We start from the raw sequence: 20,633 nt of genomic DNA, 5'->3' as shown, positions 1-20,633 counted from the left end.
ACCTGTTCCGGTTTTGGCTGTCTGTTTAAGGAAATCGAACAATAAATCAATCACATGCATCCGGAGTCTAACACATGAGTGAAGCCAAACACTGTCGCCTGCTTATTCTGGGATCCGGTCCCGCCGGTTACACCGCGGCCGTCTATGCCGCGCGCGCTAACCTCAATCCGGTACTGATCACCGGCCTGGAACAGGGTGGCCAATTGATGACCACCACCGAGGTGGATAACTGGCCCGGCGATGTCGAAGGTCTGCAGGGACCGGGATTGATGGAACGCATGAAACAGCATGCCGAACGTTTCGAAACCGAGATCGTGTTTGACCACATTAACAAGGTTGATCTGAAACAAAAGCCCTATACCCTGACCGGCGACAGCGGTGTGTATACCTGCGACGCGCTGATCATCGCCACCGGCGCCTCCGCCATGTATCTGGGTATCCCGTCGGAAGAGACCTTCCGAGGCAAGGGGGTGTCTGCCTGCGCGACCTGTGACGGCTTTTTCTATCGCGGCCGCAAAGTGGCCGTGGTCGGCGGCGGCAACACCGCCGTCGAAGAAGCATTGTTTTTATCCAACATTGCCGACCATGTCACCGTCATTCACCGTCGCGACAAATTCCGTTCGGAGAAAATCCTCTCCGACAAGCTGATGGAGAAAGCCAAAAACGGCAACGTCAGTATCGAATGGAACCATGAACTGGATGAAGTGCTGGGCGATAACTCGGGCGTCACCGGCCTGCGCCTCAAGAGCTCCGAAGACGGTAGTACCAAAGAAATTGAAGTCATGGGTGTGTTCATTGCCATCGGCCACAAACCCAACACCGACATCTTCGAAGGTCAGATCGACATGGAAGGCGGCTATATCTCGGTTAAAAGCGGCACCAAAGGCGATGCCACCGCCACCAGCGTCCCGGGTGTGTTCGCCGCCGGCGATGTTTCCGATCACATCTACCGCCAGGCCGTCACCTCCGCCGGCACCGGCTGCATGGCCGCGCTCGACGCCGAACGCTACCTCGACAAAGAGGAAAACGCCTGACGGGCTGGTAATAGCTGACGCTCTGGAAGGTAACGCGGAGGACGCAAAGACGCTGAGAACGCAAAGAAAATTATTATTTAATCTTGCGATTAATGACTTCGGAAGTTTATTGACTGCCTACCAAATATCCAGATTAAAAACTTTGCGACCTTTGCGCCTTTGCGTTCTTTGCGTTATTCCCAATGACTTCAAGAAATGAGCTTTATGACAACCCGGATACTGGAAAGTCTCGCCGAGGTTTCCGCCGAGCAATGGAACGCCCTCTCCGACGGGCGTTTTCCATTTGTACGGTATGAGTTTTTGCGTGCTTTGGAAAAACATAATGCCGTCGGTGAGTTGTACGGCTGGTATCCGCAATATGTCCTGATCGAGGAAGACGGCGTTCCGGTGGCTGCCGCGCCGATGTACATCAAGGACAATTCCTACGGCGAGTTTGTGTTTGACTGGGCCTGGGCCGATGCCTGGCATCGGGCCGGCCTGCACTACTATCCCAAACTGGTGGTCGCCATTCCCTACACGCCCGCCACCGGCCCGCGCCTGCTGGTGCGTCCGGATAAAGATTTTGACACCTGTGCCGCACAATTAATCGATGCCGCCACGCAACATGCACAACAAACCGGCATGTCATCCCTGCACTGGTTGTTTACCGATGCGCGGGACACACCACGGTTTGAGACGGATTCTCGTTATCTGATGCGCCTGGGTTGTCAGTTTCACTGGCAGAACAACAGTTACCGTGACTTTGATGATTACCTGTCGCACTTCACCCAGCAAAAGCGCAAAAAAGTGAAACGGGAACGACGCATGGTGCAGGAGCAAGGTGTCGAAATCGAAATCCGTCATGGCGACGAGATGGAAGCGGAACACTGGGATATTTATCACCGTTTTTACCGCAATACTTTTGAACGCAAAAGCGGTATCCCGACGCTCTCGCAGGGCTTTTTTATGGAAATCGGCGAAACAATGCCACGCAATGTGGTGGTGGTCCTGGCCAGATACCAGGGAGAGTACGTGGCGGCGGCGTTCAATATCTGTGGCCACGACACCTTGTATGGCCGACACTGGGGTTGCAGTCACGATTTTCACAGCCTGCATTTCGAGGCCTGTTATTATCAGGGGCTCGATTACTGCATTGAACATGGCTTGCAACGCTTCGAGCCCGGTGCCCAGGGTGAACACAAGATCAGCCGTGGGTTTTTACCTGTACCGACGTGGTCGGCACACTGGATCGCCCACGAAGGCTTTCGTGAAGGACTGACCCGCTATCTGGATCACGAACGCGAAGCGGTGGAAGATTACATGCTGGAGCTGGAGGCTCACTCACCGTTTAAACGATCGGCCTGAACGGCATGAGCGCCCCCTACTGGCTATCACCCCACTATCCTGACTGGTTTCCCGATGTGGAAGAGGCATTGCGCGATCCCGACGGGTTACTGGCCCTGGGCGGCGATCTGTCAATCTCCCGGTTATTGGCGGCCTATCGCCACGGCATTTTCCCCTGGTACAGCGATGAACAACCGATTCTCTGGTGGTCGCCCGATCCCCGTTCGGTGCTGTTTCCCCAGGCACTGAAAATCTCCCGCAGCCTGCGCAAGAGCCTGAAAAAAGGTCACTTGCGGATCACATTTGATACCGCCTTTGCCGAGGTTATGCGCCAGTGTGCCCTGCCACGCCGTGATGGACTCGGCACCTGGATCACCCGGGAGATGCAAAACGCCTATCGACAGTTTCACGAAGCGGGGCATGCCCATTCGGTGGAAGCCTGGTACGGCGATGAACTGGTCGGTGGCCTGTATGGTGTGGCACTGGGCAAGGTGTTTTTCGGCGAATCGATGTTTTCCCGCATGAGCGACGCCTCAAAAATCGCCTTTGTGACCCTGGTTGCGCATCTGCACGCCTGGCAGTTCCAGCTTGTCGACTGCCAGGTGGAGACGGAACACCTCAACAGTCTTGGCGCCCAAAACATTCCCCGCCAGGAATTCACCCGTTACCTGGACACCTATTGCGAACCGCTCAACCCCGGCAACTGGTCAATCGATGCCGAGCGGATCCGACAGTTACAGGAGACCGGGCGAATCGCGACAGACCAGAACCAGGACTCGACCGACAGGTAACGAACCACTGATAACAACTCGATTTCTCGGTGTATTGGCTGTTTCAGCTGTTTTCCCGGACCCATCAAGATTGCTATTCTAGAACTCGAGATAAACACCCGATGACATAACCGACATGACCGATCACGACAGCTTTCACCCCGTGCTCAACGAGCTACAGTTTTTCGCCAGCCCGGAGCACGCCTGTAGTTACCTGGACGATCGTCAGGCAACCTCGATCTTTGTCGACCCGTCACTGCTCCTTCAGTCTGCTCATTACTCGGCGCTGGCCAGTATCGGTTTCCGTCGCAGTGGCAATTACATCTATCGACCCCATTGCCGTAGCTGCCGGGCCTGTGTGCCGGTACGCATTCCCGTTACCCGCTTCGAACCCAATCGCAGTCAACGTCGCACACTCAAGGCCAACCGGGATGTACAAATGACAACCCGCCCGGTCGAGTTTATTGACGAACATTACGACCTCTATCGCCGCTACATGCAGCATCGTCATCCCGGCGGCGGCATGGATAATGACGATCCCGATACCTACATGCGGGTGCTCGACTCCTACTGGGCAGAGACGACCCTGATCGAATTTCGTTCACGACAACAACTGCTGGCGGTCGCGGTCACCGATGTGCTGGATGATGGGTTATCGGCGGTATATACCTTTTTTGAGCCGCAATGGCGGCAACGGGGTCCTGGCACCCTGGCGATCCTGCAACAGATTGAACTCGCACGACAGTGGCAACGGCCCTATCTCTATCTGGGCTACTGGATCGGAGAATCGGACAAGATGGACTACAAACGCCGCTTTCAGCCACTGGAGGGGTATGACGGTCGCCAATGGATCGAGCTGGAAGCGTCCGGTTAACAGGGTAGTGGCATCGACGCCTTTTCAAATAAAAAGTACGTCTGAACTTTCATTATAGCCTGCCTGAAAACGCTGAATCATAATTGTGACATTCGTTTACAATTGGTTTTTCATTGAATTAAAGCACGCTGAGTGGCGGGCCGATATAATCAACAAGGCCACCCGAACTCCACTGTCATGGGAGTGTCATATTGAACAGGCACGCTGGGGTTCACAACATAGGAGGTGCCTTATGTTGAGCTTCATTTATCGTCTCGCCAACGAGTTCGAACAGGAGCAGGGGTTTCGCCCCAACGTGCTGTATATGAACCCTCAGCACTTTGGCCGCCTGAAAGACGATCTCGCCGAGATTCCCAACCTGGACATCATCAACCAGTTGCTGGGGATGGAAATCGTCCTGGACGATGAGCTCGTACATCCACACGTCTACTGGACACCGGTGGACTGGCGCCGCGCCGTGGCCGTCTGAGTACCCGAATTCCCGCCCCATCCTGCCGCCGGCCGGCCTTGAAACGGCCGGATCCGTCGCTATATCGCTATTTACTTTGAAAATCGGCCCCGGATCAGGCATTATTCGCGCTGTTTTGGGGAGAGTGAGATAGTTACTGAATGGCTAAAGAAGAACACATTGAAATGGAGGGCACGGTGGTGGAAACCCTGCCCAACACCACGTTTCGGGTTGAACTCGAAAACGGTCACATCGTGACCGCGCATATCTCCGGCAAAATGCGCAAACACTATATCCGCATCCTGACCGGCGACAAGGTCACCGTCCAGCTGACCCCCTACGACCTCAGCAAGGGCCGCATCACCTTCCGCAATCGCTAATGCCAGGCCTGCGGCCTGGCAGGTTCTGGGGGCTGGTTACTGGTCTCTAGTTAAAACAACACCTCTTGGTATATTGATTCCTGGAACCTTGCCTGTTGGCCCGATAAAGCACCCTTCGGGCATAAACTCCGCGGTATCGGACACAAGCTGCCGGACATCGCTCGCGCTTTGTCCGGCCTACATCGGATTAAACAACCTCGTCCCTCGGCACTAGAATTGTAGGCCAGGTTGCGCGCAGCGATACCTGGCGCCCCTGCCTCGATTCAAGGTAGTGTCACGTAGGCTACCGCCAACGTGACCTACGCAGCTGGAATATTGTTCCCCAGGACCTGGCCTCTGGTACGGACGGTGCGTAGAACGCACCCTATCCGGATTGAACAACCTCGTCCCTCGGCACTAGCTGGTCGCCAGCTCGTCCTTGCTTTCCATCTCGAAGCTCAGTGCGTCGTTGTCGACGCTGATGCGGATATGGCCGCCATTGGCCAGCTTGCCGAACAGCAACGCTTCGGCCAGGGGCTTCTTGATGTTCTCCTGAATCACCCGCGCCATCGGCCGCGCGCCCATGGTCGGATCGTAGCCGCGCATGGCCAGCCAGGTCCGCGCCTCGGCATCCACTTCCAGGCTGACGCCCTTCTCTTCCAGCTGGGCCTCGAATTCGAACATGAACTTGTCGACGACCTGGCTGATGATGTCCGGGCTCAGTTGCTTGAACTGGATCACCGCATCCAGCCGGTTGCGGAATTCCGGCGTGAAGGTCTTCTTGATCGCTTCCATGGCATCACTGGAGTGATCCTGTTTGGTGAAGCCGATGGAGCTGCGTGACAGGTTCTCGGCGCCGGCATTGGTGGTCATGACGATGATGACATTACGAAAATCGGCCTTGCGACCGTTGTTGTCGGTCAGGGTGCCGTGATCCATCACCTGCAGCAGCAGGTTGAAGACGTCCGGATGGGCCTTTTCGATCTCATCCAGCAGCAGCACGGCATGGGGATGCTTGTTGATCTCCTCGGTCAGCAGTCCGCCCTGATCGTAACCGACATACCCCGGCGGCGCGCCGATCAGCCGGGAGACGGTGTGCCGTTCCATGTATTCGGACATGTCGAAGCGAATCAGCTCGATGCCGAGAATCCGGGACAACTGTTTGGTCACCTCGGTCTTGCCCACACCGGTGGGACCGGCGAACAGGAACGAACCGATCGGCCGGGTGTCATTGCCCAGCCCGGCGCGCGAGAGTTTGATTGCCGCCGACAGGCCATCGACCGCCTCGTCCTGCCCATAGATGACCAGCTTGAGATCCCGCTCCAGGTTGCGCAGGGTTTCCATGTCGCTGGAGGAGACCGTTTTGGGCGGAATGCGGGCGATCTTGGCGACAATGGCCTCGATTTCCTTCACCCCGATGGTTTTCTTGCGTTTGGACGGCGGCTGCATACGCTGGTTGGCGCCGGCCTCGTCGATCACATCGATGGCCTTGTCGGGCAGATGCCGATCATTGATGTACCGGTCCGACAGCTCCGCCGCCAGACGCAGGGCCTGATGGGTATAGCGCACGTTGTGGTGTTCCTCGAAGCGGGATTTGAGCCCCTCGAGAATCTGGATGCACTCGTCCACGGTCGGTTCAGGCACGTCAATCTTCTGGAAGCGGCGGGATAGCGCCCGATCTTTTTCGAAAATGCCGCGGTATTCCTGATAGGTGGTCGAGCCGATGCATTTGAGCTCGCCGGAGGCCAGCACCGGCTTGATCAGGTTGGAAGCGTCCATCGCCCCGCCGGAGGCGGCACCCGCCCCGATGATGGTGTGGATTTCATCGACGAACAGCACGGCCCCTTCCTGCTTGTGCAACTGGGCCAGCACGGCCTTGAGCCGTTTTTCGAAATCGCCCCGGTATTTGGTCCCGGCCAGCAGGGTGCCCAGATCGAGCGAATAGATCACGCTGTCGGCCAGAATTTCCGGTACTTCGCCATCGACGATCTTCTTGGCCAGCCCCTCGGCCAGCGCGGTCTTGCCCACCCCGGCCTCGCCGACAAACAGCGGGTTGTTCTTGCGCCGGCGGCACAGAACCTGAATGGTGCGTTCCAGTTCGTGCTTGCGGCCGATCAGCGGATCGATCCGGCCCTGGCGTGCCATCTCGTTGAGATTGCTGGTGAACTGCTTGAGCGGGTTGGCCGCACCCTCTTCGCCCTCTTCATCGGCCAGGTTCTCGGCATCCACCTGCTCCTCATCCTGCACCTTGCTGATGCCGTGGGAGAGAAAATTAACCACTTCAAGGCGGCTGACATCCTGTTTTTTCAGGAAGTAGACCGCCTGGGATTCCTGTTCACTGAAAATCGCGACCAGCACATTGGCGCCGCTGACCTCCTGTTTGCCGGAGGACTGGACATGAAACACGGCCCGTTGCAGCACGCGCTGAAAACCGAGAGTGGGCTGGGTCTCGCGATCGTCGTGGGGCGGCAACAGTGGTGTAGTTTCACTGAGGAACTTGTCCAGATCCTGGCGCAGGGCCTCCAGGTTGGCGCCACAGGCCTTGAGCACTTCAATGGCCGAAGGGTTGTCGAGCAGGGCCAGCAGCAGATGCTCGACCGTCATAAATTCATGATGCTGCTCGCGCGCCTGTCTGAAGGCCTCGTTCAGGGTTTTTTCCAGGTCTTTGTTCAACATGACGACCTCCTCGCCTACTGCTCATCGGCATCCGGCTCCAGGGTACAGAGTAACGGATGTTCGTTCTGCCTTGAATAATCGTTGACCTGTGCCACCTTGGTTTCGGCAACATCGCGCGGATAGATGCCGCAGATGCCTTTGCCCCTGGTATGAACATTCAACATGATATGGGTCGCCTTTTCACGATCCATGCCAAAAAAAGCCTGTAATACATGAACGACGAACTCCATGGGAGTGTAGTCGTCATTTATCAGCACAACTTTATACATGGGCGGGCGCTTGAGTTTCGGCTTCGCCTCCTCAAGGGCCAGCCCGTCATCCTGGTTTTCGCGGGTATGTTTCGGGTCACTCATAGGGCCGATTTTAGCTGATGCGGGCGGGAGATGCCCATCCCTGTTTTTGTACATCAGATCGGATGAAATTCATCCAATTTTGACTATAGTCTGGGGGGAAAGTTGCATCCGGCTTCGGACCGGGTGCGCTGCAATTCCATGGCAACACAAGGGGTAAGCCGCTTGCCCCGTCGATGGACAAGGAGGCTGAAAGATTATGTCGACAGGTACAGTAAAATGGTTCAGTAATGCCAAGGGATACGGGTTTATCGCCCCGGAAAACGGCGGAGATGACATTTTTACCCATTTCTCCGCCATCAGCATGGAGGGCTACAAGACCCTGAAAAAAGGCCAGCAAGTCGAATTCGAATACCAGCAGGGTCCCAAGGGGATGCACGCCACCACCGTCACCCCCCGCAATTCCGGCACCCACTAGCCGCCCGGGCGGTCAAGGCCGGCCGCAAGCGGCAATCCATTGGCCCATTCACCCACAAAAAAACCGCCCAAAGGGCGGTTTTTCTGTGCGCTAGTCCGCTTTGTCAGTCCATTTGCTCGATCATCGCGTCCCCGAAGCCCGAACAGCTGAGCAGGGTTGCCCCGTCCATCAGCCGTTCGAAGTCGTAGGTCACGGTCTTGTTGGCAATGGCGCGGGACATGGCCAGCACCACCCGATCCGCCGCCTCGGTCCAGCCCAGATGACGCAGCATCATCTCGGCCGAGAGGATCAATGAGCCGGGGTTGACCTTGTCCTGGCCGGCATACTTGGGCGCGGTGCCGTGCGTCGCCTCGAACAGGGCCACCGTATCGGACAGATTGGCACCCGGAGCAATGCCGATCCCGCCGACCTGGGCGGCCAGCGCATCGGAGACATAGTCGCCGTTGAGGTTGAGGGTGGCCACCACGTCATAATCTTCCGGGCGCAGCAGGATCTGCTGCAGGAAGGCATCGGCAATCACGTCCTTGACGACGATCTCGGTACCGGTTTGCGGGTTTTTGAAGCGGCACCAGGGACCGCCGTCGATTTCCTGCGCGCCGAATTCCCGCTGGGCCAGCTCATAGCCCCATTGCTTGAAAGCCCCTTCGGTGAATTTCATGATATTGCCCTTGTGCACCAGGGTCACCGAAGGCCGGTCATTGTCAATGGCGTACTGAATCGCCTTGCGTACCAGTCGTTCGGTCCCCTCGCGGGAGACCGGTTTGATACCGATGCCGGAGCTTTCCGGGAACCGGATCTTGTTGACTCCCATCTCCTGCTGCAGGAACTGAATGACTTTTTTAACTTCCGGGGTGCCTGCTTCCCATTCAATGCCAGCGTAGATGTCCTCGGAATTTTCCCGGAAGATCACCATGTCGGTTTTCTCGGGCTCTTTCAGCGGACTCGGCGTTCCGTCGTAATAGCGCACCGGGCGCAGACAGACGTACAGGTCCAGATCCTGGCGCAGGGCCACATTCAGAGAGCGAATGCCGCCACCGACCGGCGTGGTCAGCGGTCCCTTGATCGCCACGCTGAACTCGCGAATCGCGTCCAGGGTTTCATCCGGCAGCCAGACATCCGAACCGTAGAGCCGGGTGGATTTTTCCCCGGCGTAGATTTCCATCCAGTGCAGCTTGCGCTGGCCTCCGTAGGCTTTTTCCACCGCGGCATCGATGACTTTCTGCATGACCGGGGTGATGTCGATACCAATCCCGTCCCCTTCCAGGTACGGAATAACGGGATTATCGGGCACATACAGGGAATTGTCCGGATTAACCGCGATGGCCTGACCATCGGCGGGGACGGCGATCTTGTCGTAAGCCATACCTCTGTCCTGTAAATCGCAAATTAAAGGTCTATTATATCAGGATTAACGCGCCGGACAGAATACCCGACGCCAACCCGGCCGGATTCAGGCTCAGGGCAGGGAGCAAACGTTATGGCGAAGGGTAATGCGCCGTTTCTCGAAAGACGGAATTTCGGGCCGGCCAATATAATAGCCTTGCAGGTAATCGACGCCAATCAGCTCGAGAATGCGCATTCCGGCCTCGGTTTCCACGAATTCGGCCACGGTCAATTTACCCATGGCCTGGGCGACATCGTTCATGGATTTGACAATCGCCTTGTTCAGCTCGTTACTGTCGATGTCGCGGACAAAGGAACCGTCGATCTTGACATAATCCACCGGCAGGTCCTTGAGATACGCAAACGAGGAATAGCCTACCCCGAAATCATCCAGCGCTGTACGACAGCCGAGACTTCGAAGCTGTTCCAGAAACGTGGCGGTCAGCTCAAGATTGGCCATCGCGACCGTCTCGGTAATTTCGAAAGTTATTCGGGTCGGATCGATGCCTGTTTGCCCGATTTTATCGGTAATAAAATTGATCATCCCCTCATCATCAAACGACGTAGCTGACAGATTGATTGACAGGTTATAATGATCATCTGCATCGTTCGCCAGATAATCGATGGCGTGATTGACTACCCAGCGATCGATATCGGGCATCAGGCCGAATCGCTCGGCCGGCGGGATGAAACCACTTGGCATGATAAACCGACTCTCATCATCCAGCATACGCAATAGAATTTCACAGCGATTGATTTCATGTGTACCTGCCTGCATGATGGGCTGAACAACAAACATGAAGCGGTTATTGCGCAACGCATTCTTGATGCGACGTACCCAGCCCATGTCGTCGGAAATATTTTCCAGATTCTGCTTGTCGGCTTCGCTGTAAATGTGAACCTTGTTACGCCCCGAGCGCTTGGCGGCATTACAGGAGAGATCGGCGCGTGCCAGCAACTCATCCTTGCTGACGCCCTGCTCGACCATTGCCACGCCGATCGAGCACCCCACATCGGCAAGGACCCCTTCAAATGAAAAGTGATAATGTTCAAGCTTTTCTCGGAAAGCATCCGCGGCTTTCAATACATCATCCTGCCCCACATCATAGAGAATAACCGCGAACTCATCGCCGCCAATACGCGCAACCAGATCGGTTTCACGACTGCGTTTTTTCAGCATCCCGGCAACGTCAATTAACAACTTATCACCAGCCAGGTGACCCATGGTGTCGTTGACATATTTAAAGTTATCCATATCAATATACAGCAGAGCAACGTCGTCATGCATGCCGCGAGTCGCCCGTTGCACGACTCGCTCCAACTCCTGCAGAAAAGAATAGCGGTTGTGCAGTCCGGTCAGGGAATCATGTTCCGCCAGATGACGCAGATTACTGATCATGGTAATGCGCTCACTGACATCGTCGACCAGCGCGGTATACAGCAGTTTCCCGCCAACATTCATTTCGCTCACCTTGATTGAGACCGGAAAAGTCGTACCGTCTTTTTGCAACCCGACTGTCTCGATCTCTGAATCCGTAGGTCGAATATCGCCCTGAAAAAGGCGGTTTATATACGAACCATGGTGCCCCTGGGTTTCGCGGGGAAACAATTGATTAATATTTTGCCCAATAACTTCTTCGGCACTGTAGCCAAACAGATTCTCCGCTGCCTGATTGAAATTTTCGATCACGCCATTGACGTCCATTGTAATAACACCCTCGGCGGCATTGTCCAGAATCGATTCCAGCCTGGCCTGGCGTGAGTGCACCTGCTCCTGCATGTTATGAAACGCATCGACCAGCAGTCGGGTTTCCTCGATATTCGTGGGCATAATAGGATAAAAAGACTGACCGCTGGCTTCGGCGTTCATCGCATCGGCCACAATACGCACCGGGCGGCGAATCAAGCGCTCGAACATCAGGTAACCGGCCAGCGTCAGGCCAATAAAGATCATTCCCGACAGCCAGATTATCAGGTTGATTCGATCCGCCACATCATGCGTTTTATCGATAATTGTCGTGGAATGGTTTTTTATTTTCTCACTTATCTGGCTAATGAGTCGTGTTGTTGCGGTAAATTCCGGCTGTAACTCTTCATGCAGAAAAAGATGATCGATTCGCCATCTATCCGACATCAATGTCGGTTTGATCTCTGAAAAATATTTTGCATATTCAACATAAATATCACGCATTCTCTGCACGGCAAAGCTCGTCTCAAAGGGCAGTTTTTCCTGCTGATCAAGTTCGTGCAACTGTTCAAGAAATTCGCCAACAACACCCCAGAAAAGATTGCGATCATTGAGTGTCACCTCCATGGCCGAACGGGGTGTATCGAACATACCGCTACGTGACAGAACGAACATGCGAAAAATGCTGGTCTGTTGAATCCAGGCATAGCGCAGGTCAGTCAAAAGCCTGTTCAGCTTTTCATTATCCGATGTCTCGCCTGTCGAATCGACGCTCTGAATGGCAGTATTGATTGCCGTCACAAAATCATTGTTCAATGGTAACAATCGATCGTTGATTACTCGAGTAAAGGGAAAACGGAGCCGGGTATCGGCGGCTACCATGTTGTAGTAACCGATATAACGCTTGAGTCGTTGAACGTGCTTCTTTAACTCGACCGTCAGTGCGGCGAATGATTCCGGATCGTGCTTCGCCGCTTCCTGCCAGTTATTGTGGCGGGTTGATATCGTAAATAACGTATTGATTTGTCGGTCAAGCTGCTCAATGTATTGTTGAATTTGCTGCTCGACGCTTTCATCCCGGGTATAGGAGATCACCGTGCGCCGATAGACGCGTTGTTCGAGACCTTGCAGGCTGTTGCGAATCGTGTTGACCTGCCGTTCCAGCTGACGGACTTCCGCGACACTTTGAATCGCTTCCCGGGTTGTCTTGTCAACCTGGTTCTGACTATAGACAATCATCCCACCAAGTCCTACAAGGACCAGCAGGGCAAGAATGGCAAAACGCCGCTGTAGGGAAGACAGTAACATCAGGATAGACAATATTGTTTTTTATATATATTAAATATCTCTATCGGCGCCCGGCGGGCACGACTTTAATGTTCAATCAGCTTAAGTTGTTGATTTTTTGTCCGTAAATCTGAAAATGCTGATCGCACTCAACAAGCCGTATAACGTGGCAAGCCAGTTCAGCGGCGACAATGTTGAACAGACCCTCGCCCACTACCTTGCAAACCCCGGTGTTTATCCGGCCGGGCGCCTGGACAAGGACAGTGAAGGCCTGTTGCTGCTGACCGATGACGGACCACTGCAAAACCGGATCAGCGACCCGGCTTTCAAGCTCCCCAAGACGTATTGGGCTCAGGTTGAGGGAGTCCCCACCGAAGCGGCACTGGAACAATTACGCCAGGGTATTGAATTGAAAGACGGTTTGACCGCCCCGGCTGAAGTCACGCTGATGTCGGAGCCGCCCGGCTTGTGGCCCCGCCAGCCACCGGTCCGGTATCGGGCAGCGATTCCCACCGCCTGGTTCTCGCTGGTCCTGCGCGAGGGTCGCAACCGCCAGGTGCGACGCATGACTGCCGCTGTCGGCTACCCGACGCTGCGCCTGATCCGGTATGCTATCGGCCCCTGGACGCTGGACGGGCTGCCACCCGGACAGTGGCGGGAAATTGAGCAACCCTGGCCCACCCTGAAACAGTATTGCGAATCCCATGACATTTCAGCCCCACCTGACCGTCGCCGCGGTGATCGAACAAAACGGCCGCTTTCTCATGGTCGAGGAAGACGTCGAGGGCCGGATCGTCCTTAACCAGCCGGCCGGCCATGTGGAAGCCGGGGAAAGTTTCGTCGATGCCGTCATCCGCGAGACCCTCGAAGAGACCGCGCATCCGTTCGAGCCACAGGCCGTCACCGGCATCTATCGCTGGATGCACCCGGACAACGGTCTGACCTTCGTGCGCCACGCCTTCTGCGGCAGCGTCGGTGAAGCGGATACCCGCCTTGAACTGGACGACGGCATCCTGCGCGCCCTCTGGCTCAGCCCGGAGGAATTACTGGCACAAGCGGATAAACTGCGCAGCCCGCTGGTAATGCAAAGCATCGAGGATTACCTGCAGGGACAGCGTTTCGCTCTCGACCTGTATCGCGACATCGAGTAGCGGTCCATTGTTTAAACTCTCTGGGATATAACGCGGAGATCACAGAGGCGCAGAGAAAAATTGATCATCTCAGAATATTTACCTCGACGGTTACTGCTGTCACTGATCAATATCAAGCATTATCTTTCAGTGTATCCAGTGACTTCGGCGTTTCGGTGGTTTTATAAAACAACCAGCAAGTCATCAAAATTATGCCAGCAATGAACATCATCGTAGGTATGTCCGGCGGCGTGGATTCGTCGGTGGCGGCACTGTTGTTAAAACAGCAGGGCTATGCCGTGCACGGGGTGTTCATGAAAAACTGGGAAGGCGACGATGTCGATGATCACTGCGCCGCGGAAGACGATCTCAAGGACGCACAGCAGGTCTGCGAGGCACTGGACATCCCATTGCAGGGCGTCAATTTCGCCGACCAGTACTGGGATCGGGTATTCAGTTATTTTCTGCAGGAATACGGCGCCGGACGCACCCCTAACCCGGATATCCTCTGTAACCGGGAGATCAAGTTCCGCGCCTTCCTGGATTACGCCCTCGCCCGGGGAGCCGAAAAAATTGCCACCGGCCACTATGCCCGTATCCGGGAGCAGGATGGCCACTATCAACTCTTGCGTGGCAAGGATCACAACAAGGATCAGAGTTACTTTTTATATACCCTGAACCAGGAACAGTTGAGCCGAAGCCTGTTTCCCGTGGGCGAGCTGGACAAGCCACAAGTCCGCCGCCTTGCCGAACAGCAACAGCTTGTGACCTTTAACAAAAAAGACAGTACCGGCATCTGTTTTATCGGCGAGCGGGATTTTCGGGCGTTTCTCAAACACTACCTGCCCGCTCAACCCGGCGAGATTCAGACGCCCGACGGCGAGCGACTCGGCCGGCATGAAGGGTTGATGTATTACACCCTGGGACAACGCCAGGGTCTGGGCATCGGCGGGGTCAGAGGCCACGAAGGCGCCACCTGGTATGTGGCCGACAAGGATCTGCAGAGCAACATTCTGATCGTGGTCGACGGCCATGATCATCCCCTGCTCCATAGCCAGCAACTGACTGCCGGCGATCTCCACTGGATCAGCGCTGAATCCCCTGACGCGCCGTTTCGCTGCACGGCCCGAACCCGCTATCGCCAGGCCGATACAGCCTGTACCATCGACGCTTTACGCAATGGCATCTGCGAGGTCACTTTCGATGATCCGCAATGGGCCATTACCCCGGGACAATCGATCGTGTTCTATCAGGATGAGGTCTGCCTGGGGGGCGGTATTATTCAGGATTATCAACGGAGTCAGACATGAACCGGACAGAAGAACAGGTCCTGGCCCTGGCAGCCGTGTTTCAGGCCGCCCAGCTGGTGCACAACATCGCTTCCAGCGGTCGTTACGATGAAGACGATCTGCGTCTTTGCCTGCAGGGTATTCTGAATACCGATCCCGATTCTGTTCAGGACGTTTTTGGTCCGCCCGACACCCTGCGCACCGGCTTGCAGGCCCTGGTGAATCAGCTGGGGACGATGGCCAACCAGCGTCAGGTCGAAATTGCCCGCTACGTCATCGCGCTGTTGCACCTGCAGGGCAAGCTGAACAAAAACCCGGCCATGCTGGAGCAGATCGCCAACGGCATCGAACGGGTCCGTGGTCAGCTGGAACATTATGATCTGACCCATACCAACGTGCTGGCCAACCTGGCCGGTATCTACAGCGACACCATCAGCACCCTCACGCCCAAGATCATGGTCAACGGCGAACAGCAATACCTCTCCAACCCGGATACTGTCAGCCGTATCCGCGCCCTGCTGCTGGCCGGTATCCGCGCCGGCGTCCTCTGGCGCCAGCTCGGCGGCCGCCGCTGGCAGATCCTGTTCAAACGCAAACGCCTGATCGACACCGCCCAGCAGCTACTGCGACAATAGATAGATTGGTGACGGTAACGCAAAGGGCGCAAAGACGCAGAGAACGCAAAGATTTTAAATATTTTGTTCAGACACGATTGTAAATCTGATATATCAGCATGATATATCTCTAAACTCATCCACAGAACCAAAGGTTAGCAATGCGTCGTATCCAATCTGCCTGTAACGGCCTCAATCAATGAATTATTTCTTGGCGTCCTTTGCGTCTTTGCGTCCTTTGCGTTACTTCCAGAACCTCTGAAAAGAGTCGCGTTTGTTTCAGCAAGCCGGGCTTTGACGTATAATTGCGGGAATAATTCACCGGCAAAATCATCGCTTTCTCCGAAGGAGCCTGTTTCATGAGCAACAGTTTCAACGCCCGCGCCACGCTCTCCGTGAATGGCCAGGATCACGAAATCTACCGCCTGGATGCGGTCGAGGGCGCCGAGCGGCTGCCTTATTCCCTGAAGATTTTGCTGGAGAATCTGCTGCGCCACGAGGACGGCAAGGTGGTCAGCGCCGAGGATATCAAGGCGATGGCCAGCTGGGATCCGCAGGCCGAGCCGTGCCAGGAAATCGCCTATACCCCGGCGCGGGTGCTGATGCAGGACTTCACCGGGGTGCCGGCGGTGGTGGATCTGGCCGCGATGCGCGACGCCATGCAGAAGCTGGGCGGGGATCCGGAGCGAATTAACCCGCTGCAGCCGGCCGAGCTGGTCATCGACCATTCGGTCCAGATCGACGTGTTCGGCAACAAGGACGCGATCCGGCTCAACGCCGAGCTGGAGTACCGCCGCAACCAGGAGCGTTACAGTTTTCTCAAGTGGGGCCAGAAGGCCTTTTCCAACTTCAAGGTGGTGCCGCCGGACACCGGTATCGTGCACCAGGTGAATCTGGAATACCTGGCCCGGGTGGTGTTCTCGCGCGAGAACAACGGCGTGCTGCAGGCCTATCCCGATACCCTGGTCGGCACCGACTCGCACACCACCATGATCAACGGCCTGGGCGTACTGGGCTGGGGCGTCGGCGGGATCGAGGCCGAGGCGGCCATGCTCGGCCAGCCGGTCTCCATGCTGATTCCGCAGGTGGTCGGCTTCAAATTGACCGGCGCCCTGCCCGAAGGCGCCACCGCCACCGATCTGGTCCTGACCGTGGTCGAGATGCTGCGCCAGCACGGCGTGGTCGGCAAGTTTGTCGAATTCTTTGGCGAGGGGCTCGAACACCTGTCCCTGGCCGATCGTGCCACCATCGCCAACATGGCGCCGGAATACGGCGCCACCTGCGGTATCTTCCCCATCGATGGCGAAACGCTCAAATACCTGCGCCTGACCGGGCGCGATGCCCGGCAGATCGACCTGGTGGAAGCCTATGCCCGCGAACAGGGCCTGTTCCACGAGCCCGGCCAGCCCGACGCGGCCTACAGCAGCGTGGTGGAACTGGATATCTCCACCGTCGTGCCCAGTCTGGCCGGCCCCAAGCGGCCCCAGGATCGGGTCGCCCTGACCGACAGCAAGCGCGAATTCGAGACCGCACTCAAGGCGCTCACAGAAGAACGCAACATCAGCAGCAAGCCGGTTACCGCGCACCTCGATGGCGAGGAAGTCCCCATGCAGGATGGCAACGTGGTCATCGCCTCGATCACCTCCTGCACCAATACCTCCAATCCCTCGGTAATGATCGCCGCCGGCCTGGTGGCACGCAAGGCGCACGCACGCGGGCTCAAGGTCAAACCGTGGGTCAAGACCTCCCTGGCCCCCGGCTCACGGGTGGTGACCGAATACCTGCAGCAGGCCGAGCTGATGGACGATCTCGAATCGCTCGGCTTTCACGTCGTCGGCTACGGCTGCGCCACCTGTATCGGCAACTCGGGCCCGTTGCCCGAGCCGGTCTCCAAAGCCATTGCCGAAGGCGATCTGTCGGTCTGCTCGGTGCTCTCCGGCAACCGCAACTTCGAGGGCCGCGTGCATGCCGAGGTGCGCATGAACTACCTGGCCTCGCCGCCGCTGGTGGTGATCTATGCCCTCGCCGGGCGGATGGATATCGATGTGTATCACGAACCGCTGGGGCAGGACGCCGACGGCAACGATGTATTCCTGAAAGATGTCTGGCCGACACAACAAGAGATTCAGGATCTGATTCTCAAGAGCGTCAACAGCGAGGAATTCTCCAGCTCCTACAAGGAGGTCTATCGCGGGGAGCAGGAGTGGCGCGAACTCAGCTCGCCCGAAGGCCAGCTGTTCGACTGGCAGGCCGACTCCACCTACATCCAGAACCCGCCCTACTTCGAGGGCATGAGCCGCGAGCTGACCCCGATCGGCGCGATCGAGGGCGCCCGGGTGCTGGCCCTGCTGGGCGATTCGGTGACCACCGATCACATCTCGCCGGCCGGGGCCATCAAGGCCGACAGTCCGGCCGGCCAGTACCTGCAATCGAAAGGCGTGGCGCCCGGCGACTTCAACTCGCTGGGCTCGCGGCGCGGCAATCACGAGGTGATGATGCGCGGCACCTTCGCCAACATTCGCCTGCGCAACCTGCTGGCGCCGGACACCGAAGGCGGCGTAACACGCCATCTGCCCGATGGCGAGACCATGAGCATCTTCGACGCGGCGATGAAATACCATGACGAACAGGTGCCCCTGATCGTCATCGCCGGCAAGGAATACGGCTCCGGCTCCTCCCGCGACTGGGCCGCCAAGGGTCCGCGTCTGCTGGGCGTGCGCGCGGTGATCGCCGAAAGCTACGAGCGCATCCATCGCTCCAATCTGGTCGGGATGGGTATCCTGCCGTTACAGTTCAAAGAGGGTGACACCCCGCAATCGCTGGGGCTGACCGGTGAGGAAGAGTTCACCATTACCGGCCTGGGTGACGGTGCTGCGCGGCATGTCGAGGTGATTGCCCGCGATCCCGAACAGGGCAAAAGCGTGATGTTTACCGCCATCGTCCGTATCGATACCCCGCAGGAGATCGAATATTACCGCCACGGTGGCATCCTGCACTACGTCCTGCGCCAGCTGGCTGACTGAGCCGACCCGCCTACCCACATCATTAGCCCCCGACCCGGTTGAAACCGGGCCGGGGCGTCTACAGGTCAACATTAAAGCCCCGGCCAAACGCGCCGACAAGATCGAGACAGGGCTTGATATGTCGAACCAACCATCAATGTGGAGAGTGAGTGTCGTGAAACAGGTGCAATACGGACCCCGCATCGGTTCCCATCTGGGCAAACCGATTTACAAAACCATCGAACACAACGGCTATCGTTACGAATACGATCGCCTGGCCTGGTGTAACGAGGAAGGCTGCCCGCTGCACCAGCTGGCCGCCAACGAGGTGCTGTTCAAACCCGGGCTGATCTACCGCCTGGCGGGTTGAGAAAATTTATATTTACTCCTCCTTGCCCTGCAGGCACCCCCGGCTAAAACCCAATGATCCTGTGGGAGCCGAGCCCCTCGGCGATTCACCCATCAGGATCGCACCATCCCCAAACAATCGGCCAGGGGGCTGGCCTCCTACAGCGTATAGATAGATCCGTGCGGTCGTATGGTAACTCAGGCTGACAGCGGACAGCTCCCGCCAAATCGTGTAAAATCGGGTCTGTTTCCGAAGCCTGACAGGAGCCCGAATGGAGCTGACCAGCCTGACTGCCGTTTCCCCGATCGACGGTCGATATGCCGGCAAAACCCGTGACTTGCAGCCGATCTTCAGTGAATACGGCCTGATTCGCCATCGGGTACTGGTGGAGGTACGCTGGTTACAGCAACTGGCGGCCAGCGAGGCGATTGCCGAGGTGCCTGCCTTCTCCGACCATGCCCGCAAGGTTCTCGAGGGCATCATTGATGACTTTAGTGTCGAGGATGCGCAACGGGTCAAGAATATTGAGAAAACCACCAACCACGACGTCAAGGCAGTGGAGTATTTTCTCAAGGAAAAGATCGCCGGCAATGACGAGCTGGAAGCGGTCAGTGAATTCATCCATTTCGCCTGTACCTCCGAAGACATTAATAACCTCGCCTATGCCCTGATGCTGCGCGAGGCGCGCAATCAGGTCCTGCTGCCGCAACTGGATGAACTGATTGACACCTGTCGCGAACTGGCGCATCGCTTTGCCGCGATTCCCATGCTCTCGCACACGCACGGCCAACCGGCTTCACCGACGACAGTGGGCAAGGAACTGGCCAACTTCGTCGCCCGGCTCCAGCGCCAGCGCCAGCAAATCGCGGCCGTCCCCATGCTGGGCAAGATCAACGGCGCGGTGGGCAATTACAACGCGCACCTGGCCGCCTATCCGGAAGTGGACTGGCCGGCATTTGCCAAAGCATTTGTCACCTCGCTGGATCTCGACTGGAATCCCTACACCATTCAGATTGAACCGCACGACTATATCGCCGAGTTCTTCGATGCGACAGCCCGCTTCAATACCGTATTGCTGGATCTGGATCGCGATATCTGGGCCTATATTTCGCTGGGCTTTTTCAAACAAAAGACGGTGGCCGGTGAAGTGGGCTCCTCCACCATGCCGCATAAAGTGAACCCGATCGATTTCGAAAATTCCGAAGGCAACCTCGGCATTGCCAATGCCCTGTTCGATCACCTCGGCGCCAAGCTGCCGGTCTCCCGCCTGCAGCGCGATTTGACCGACTCCACCGTGCTGCGCAACCTGGGGGTCGGTATTGCCCATTCGTTAATTGCCTATCAATCGACCCTGCGTGGCCTGAGCAAGCTGGAAGTCAACGACGCTCGCCTGCAACAGGTGCTGGACGACAACTGGGAAGTGCTGGCCGAGGCGATTCAAACGGTCATGCGCCGTTACGGGATCGAAAAGCCCTATGAAAAACTCAAGGAGCTGACCCGCGGCCAGCGCATCACGGCCGAGGGCATGCGTGAGTTTATCCAGCGCCTGGAGATTCCCGAACACGCCAAACAGCCATTGCTCGAAATGACCCCGGCCAGCTACATCGGCAACGCGGTCAACCAGGCCAACGGCATCTGAC

General features: G+C 56.8%; 18 protein-coding genes. 14 read left to right on the top strand and 4 right to left on the bottom strand.

Annotated elements, in window-relative coordinates; translation table 11 throughout:
* The first annotated feature begins 74 nt into the window (after window positions 1-74).
* The 6 genes from trxB to infA all read left to right on the top strand — a co-directional run bounded on the left by trxB (window position 75) and on the right by infA (window position 4,829).
* Window positions 75-1,034: a thioredoxin-disulfide reductase gene (gene trxB / locus U5K34_RS11090; protein WP_322568452.1), complete on the top strand. Its 960-nt coding sequence runs from the start codon at window positions 75-77 to the stop codon at window positions 1,032-1,034.
* 195 nt (window positions 1,035-1,229) lie between these two features.
* Entirely contained in the window at window positions 1,230-2,378 is a 1,149-nt protein-coding gene (locus U5K34_RS11085) for a GNAT family N-acetyltransferase (RefSeq protein WP_322568451.1), read from the top strand.
* A 5-nt stretch (window positions 2,379-2,383) separates the two neighbouring features.
* Window positions 2,384-3,148 carry a leucyl/phenylalanyl-tRNA--protein transferase gene (aat, locus tag U5K34_RS11080; RefSeq protein WP_322568450.1) on the top strand — a complete coding sequence of 255 codons (765 nt, stop codon included), beginning with the start codon at window positions 2,384-2,386 and terminating at the stop codon, window positions 3,146-3,148.
* A 115-nt stretch (window positions 3,149-3,263) separates the two neighbouring features.
* Window positions 3,264-4,001 (top strand): arginyltransferase, encoded by a 738-nt coding sequence (locus tag U5K34_RS11075; RefSeq protein WP_322568449.1) that lies wholly within the window; start codon window positions 3,264-3,266, stop codon window positions 3,999-4,001.
* A 232-nt stretch (window positions 4,002-4,233) separates the two neighbouring features.
* Window positions 4,234-4,470 (top strand): hypothetical protein, encoded by a 237-nt coding sequence (locus tag U5K34_RS11070; RefSeq protein ID WP_322568448.1) that lies wholly within the window; start codon window positions 4,234-4,236, stop codon window positions 4,468-4,470.
* A 140-nt stretch (window positions 4,471-4,610) separates the two neighbouring features.
* Window positions 4,611-4,829, top strand: a complete 219-nt coding sequence (gene infA / locus U5K34_RS11065; RefSeq protein ID WP_322565704.1) for a translation initiation factor IF-1 — start codon at window positions 4,611-4,613, stop codon at window positions 4,827-4,829.
* Window positions 4,830-5,225: 396 nt separating this feature from the next.
* Here the strand turns inward: infA and clpA are convergent, their stop codons facing one another.
* Window positions 5,226-7,484 (bottom strand): ATP-dependent Clp protease ATP-binding subunit ClpA, encoded by a 2,259-nt coding sequence (gene clpA, locus U5K34_RS11060; protein WP_322568447.1) that lies wholly within the window; start codon window positions 7,482-7,484, stop codon window positions 5,226-5,228.
* 14 nt (window positions 7,485-7,498) lie between these two features.
* The gene (gene clpS / locus U5K34_RS11055) at window positions 7,499-7,837 is read right to left on the bottom strand and encodes an ATP-dependent Clp protease adapter ClpS (RefSeq protein WP_322568446.1); all 339 of its coding nucleotides are present in this window, start codon (window positions 7,835-7,837) and stop codon (window positions 7,499-7,501) included.
* 196 nt (window positions 7,838-8,033) lie between these two features.
* On the opposite strand from clpS, the gene U5K34_RS11050 reads away from it, so the two are divergent.
* The gene (locus tag U5K34_RS11050) at window positions 8,034-8,252 is read left to right on the top strand and encodes a cold-shock protein (RefSeq protein WP_322568445.1); all 219 of its coding nucleotides are present in this window, start codon (window positions 8,034-8,036) and stop codon (window positions 8,250-8,252) included.
* Between the two features lie 103 nt (window positions 8,253-8,355).
* On the opposite strand, the gene icd is transcribed toward U5K34_RS11050, so the two are convergent.
* Both icd and U5K34_RS11040 read right to left on the bottom strand, forming a co-directional pair.
* Window positions 8,356-9,615 carry an NADP-dependent isocitrate dehydrogenase gene (gene icd / locus U5K34_RS11045; protein WP_322568444.1) on the bottom strand — a complete coding sequence of 420 codons (1,260 nt, stop codon included), beginning with the start codon at window positions 9,613-9,615 and terminating at the stop codon, window positions 8,356-8,358.
* Window positions 9,616-9,708: 93 nt separating this feature from the next.
* Complete coding sequence (locus U5K34_RS11040) at window positions 9,709-12,561, bottom strand: putative bifunctional diguanylate cyclase/phosphodiesterase (RefSeq protein WP_322568443.1); 2,853 nt, start codon at window positions 12,559-12,561, stop codon at window positions 9,709-9,711.
* 184 nt (window positions 12,562-12,745) lie between these two features.
* On the opposite strand from U5K34_RS11040, the gene U5K34_RS11035 reads away from it, so the two are divergent.
* From U5K34_RS11035 to purB, 7 genes are all read left to right on the top strand, one after another.
* Complete coding sequence (locus U5K34_RS11035) at window positions 12,746-13,411, top strand: pseudouridine synthase (RefSeq protein ID WP_322568442.1); 666 nt, start codon at window positions 12,746-12,748, stop codon at window positions 13,409-13,411.
* The gene (locus U5K34_RS11030) at window positions 13,314-13,760 is read left to right on the top strand and encodes an NUDIX hydrolase (protein ID WP_416224079.1); all 447 of its coding nucleotides are present in this window, start codon (window positions 13,314-13,316) and stop codon (window positions 13,758-13,760) included. The genes U5K34_RS11035 and U5K34_RS11030 overlap by 98 nt, the downstream gene beginning before the upstream one ends.
* A 188-nt stretch (window positions 13,761-13,948) precedes the next feature.
* The gene (gene mnmA / locus U5K34_RS11025) at window positions 13,949-15,049 is read left to right on the top strand and encodes a tRNA 2-thiouridine(34) synthase MnmA (protein WP_416224087.1); all 1,101 of its coding nucleotides are present in this window, start codon (window positions 13,949-13,951) and stop codon (window positions 15,047-15,049) included.
* Window positions 15,046-15,663, top strand: a complete 618-nt coding sequence (hflD, locus tag U5K34_RS11020) for a high frequency lysogenization protein HflD (protein ID WP_322568440.1) — start codon at window positions 15,046-15,048, stop codon at window positions 15,661-15,663. Before mnmA ends, hflD begins: the two co-directional genes overlap by 4 nt.
* 338 nt (window positions 15,664-16,001) lie before the next feature.
* Window positions 16,002-18,665, top strand: coding sequence for an aconitate hydratase AcnA (gene acnA / locus U5K34_RS11015; RefSeq protein WP_322568439.1), 2,664 nt, complete (start codon window positions 16,002-16,004; stop codon window positions 18,663-18,665).
* A gap of 154 nt (window positions 18,666-18,819) precedes the next feature.
* A complete protein-coding gene (locus U5K34_RS11010; protein WP_322568438.1) occupies window positions 18,820-19,014 on the top strand; it encodes a hypothetical protein in 195 nt (64 codons plus the stop codon).
* A gap of 250 nt (window positions 19,015-19,264) precedes the next feature.
* Entirely contained in the window at window positions 19,265-20,632 is a 1,368-nt protein-coding gene (gene purB / locus U5K34_RS11005) for an adenylosuccinate lyase (protein WP_322568437.1), read from the top strand.
* Window position 20,633: the final 1 nt, after the last annotated feature.

This window comes from Thiohalophilus sp. (assembly GCF_034521165.1).
GTDB lineage: Bacteria > Pseudomonadota > Gammaproteobacteria > UBA6429 > Thiohalophilaceae > Thiohalophilus.
Note: the sequence above shows the minus strand (reverse complement) of the source record. Positions and strands in the feature narration are given on the sequence as shown.

Excerpts from the sequence above, each read along its gene's own strand:
- trxB (WP_322568452.1), top strand. The coding sequence starts at position 75 with ATGAGTGAAGCCAAACACTGTCGCCTGCTTATTCTGGGATCCGGTCCC.
- clpS (WP_322568446.1), bottom strand. The coding sequence starts at position 7,837 with ATGAGTGACCCGAAACATACCCGCGAAAACCAGGATGACGGGCTGGCC.
- U5K34_RS11030 (WP_416224079.1), top strand. The coding sequence starts at position 13,314 with ATGACATTTCAGCCCCACCTGACCGTCGCCGCGGTGATCGAACAAAAC.
- clpA (WP_322568447.1), bottom strand. The coding sequence starts at position 7,484 with ATGTTGAACAAAGACCTGGAAAAAACCCTGAACGAGGCCTTCAGACAG.
- infA (WP_322565704.1), top strand. The coding sequence starts at position 4,611 with ATGGCTAAAGAAGAACACATTGAAATGGAGGGCACGGTGGTGGAAACC.
- U5K34_RS11035 (WP_322568442.1), top strand. The coding sequence starts at position 12,746 with ATGCTGATCGCACTCAACAAGCCGTATAACGTGGCAAGCCAGTTCAGC.
- hflD (WP_322568440.1), top strand. The coding sequence starts at position 15,046 with ATGAACCGGACAGAAGAACAGGTCCTGGCCCTGGCAGCCGTGTTTCAG.
- U5K34_RS11085 (WP_322568451.1), top strand. The coding sequence starts at position 1,230 with ATGAGCTTTATGACAACCCGGATACTGGAAAGTCTCGCCGAGGTTTCC.
- aat (WP_322568450.1), top strand. The coding sequence starts at position 2,384 with ATGAGCGCCCCCTACTGGCTATCACCCCACTATCCTGACTGGTTTCCC.
- U5K34_RS11075 (WP_322568449.1), top strand. The coding sequence starts at position 3,264 with ATGACCGATCACGACAGCTTTCACCCCGTGCTCAACGAGCTACAGTTT.
- U5K34_RS11070 (WP_322568448.1), top strand. The coding sequence starts at position 4,234 with ATGTTGAGCTTCATTTATCGTCTCGCCAACGAGTTCGAACAGGAGCAG.
- U5K34_RS11040 (WP_322568443.1), bottom strand. The coding sequence starts at position 12,561 with ATGATTGTCTATAGTCAGAACCAGGTTGACAAGACAACCCGGGAAGCG.
- icd (WP_322568444.1), bottom strand. The coding sequence starts at position 9,615 with ATGGCTTACGACAAGATCGCCGTCCCCGCCGATGGTCAGGCCATCGCG.
- purB (WP_322568437.1), top strand. The coding sequence starts at position 19,265 with ATGGAGCTGACCAGCCTGACTGCCGTTTCCCCGATCGACGGTCGATAT.
- U5K34_RS11050 (WP_322568445.1), top strand. The coding sequence starts at position 8,034 with ATGTCGACAGGTACAGTAAAATGGTTCAGTAATGCCAAGGGATACGGG.
- acnA (WP_322568439.1), top strand. The coding sequence starts at position 16,002 with ATGAGCAACAGTTTCAACGCCCGCGCCACGCTCTCCGTGAATGGCCAG.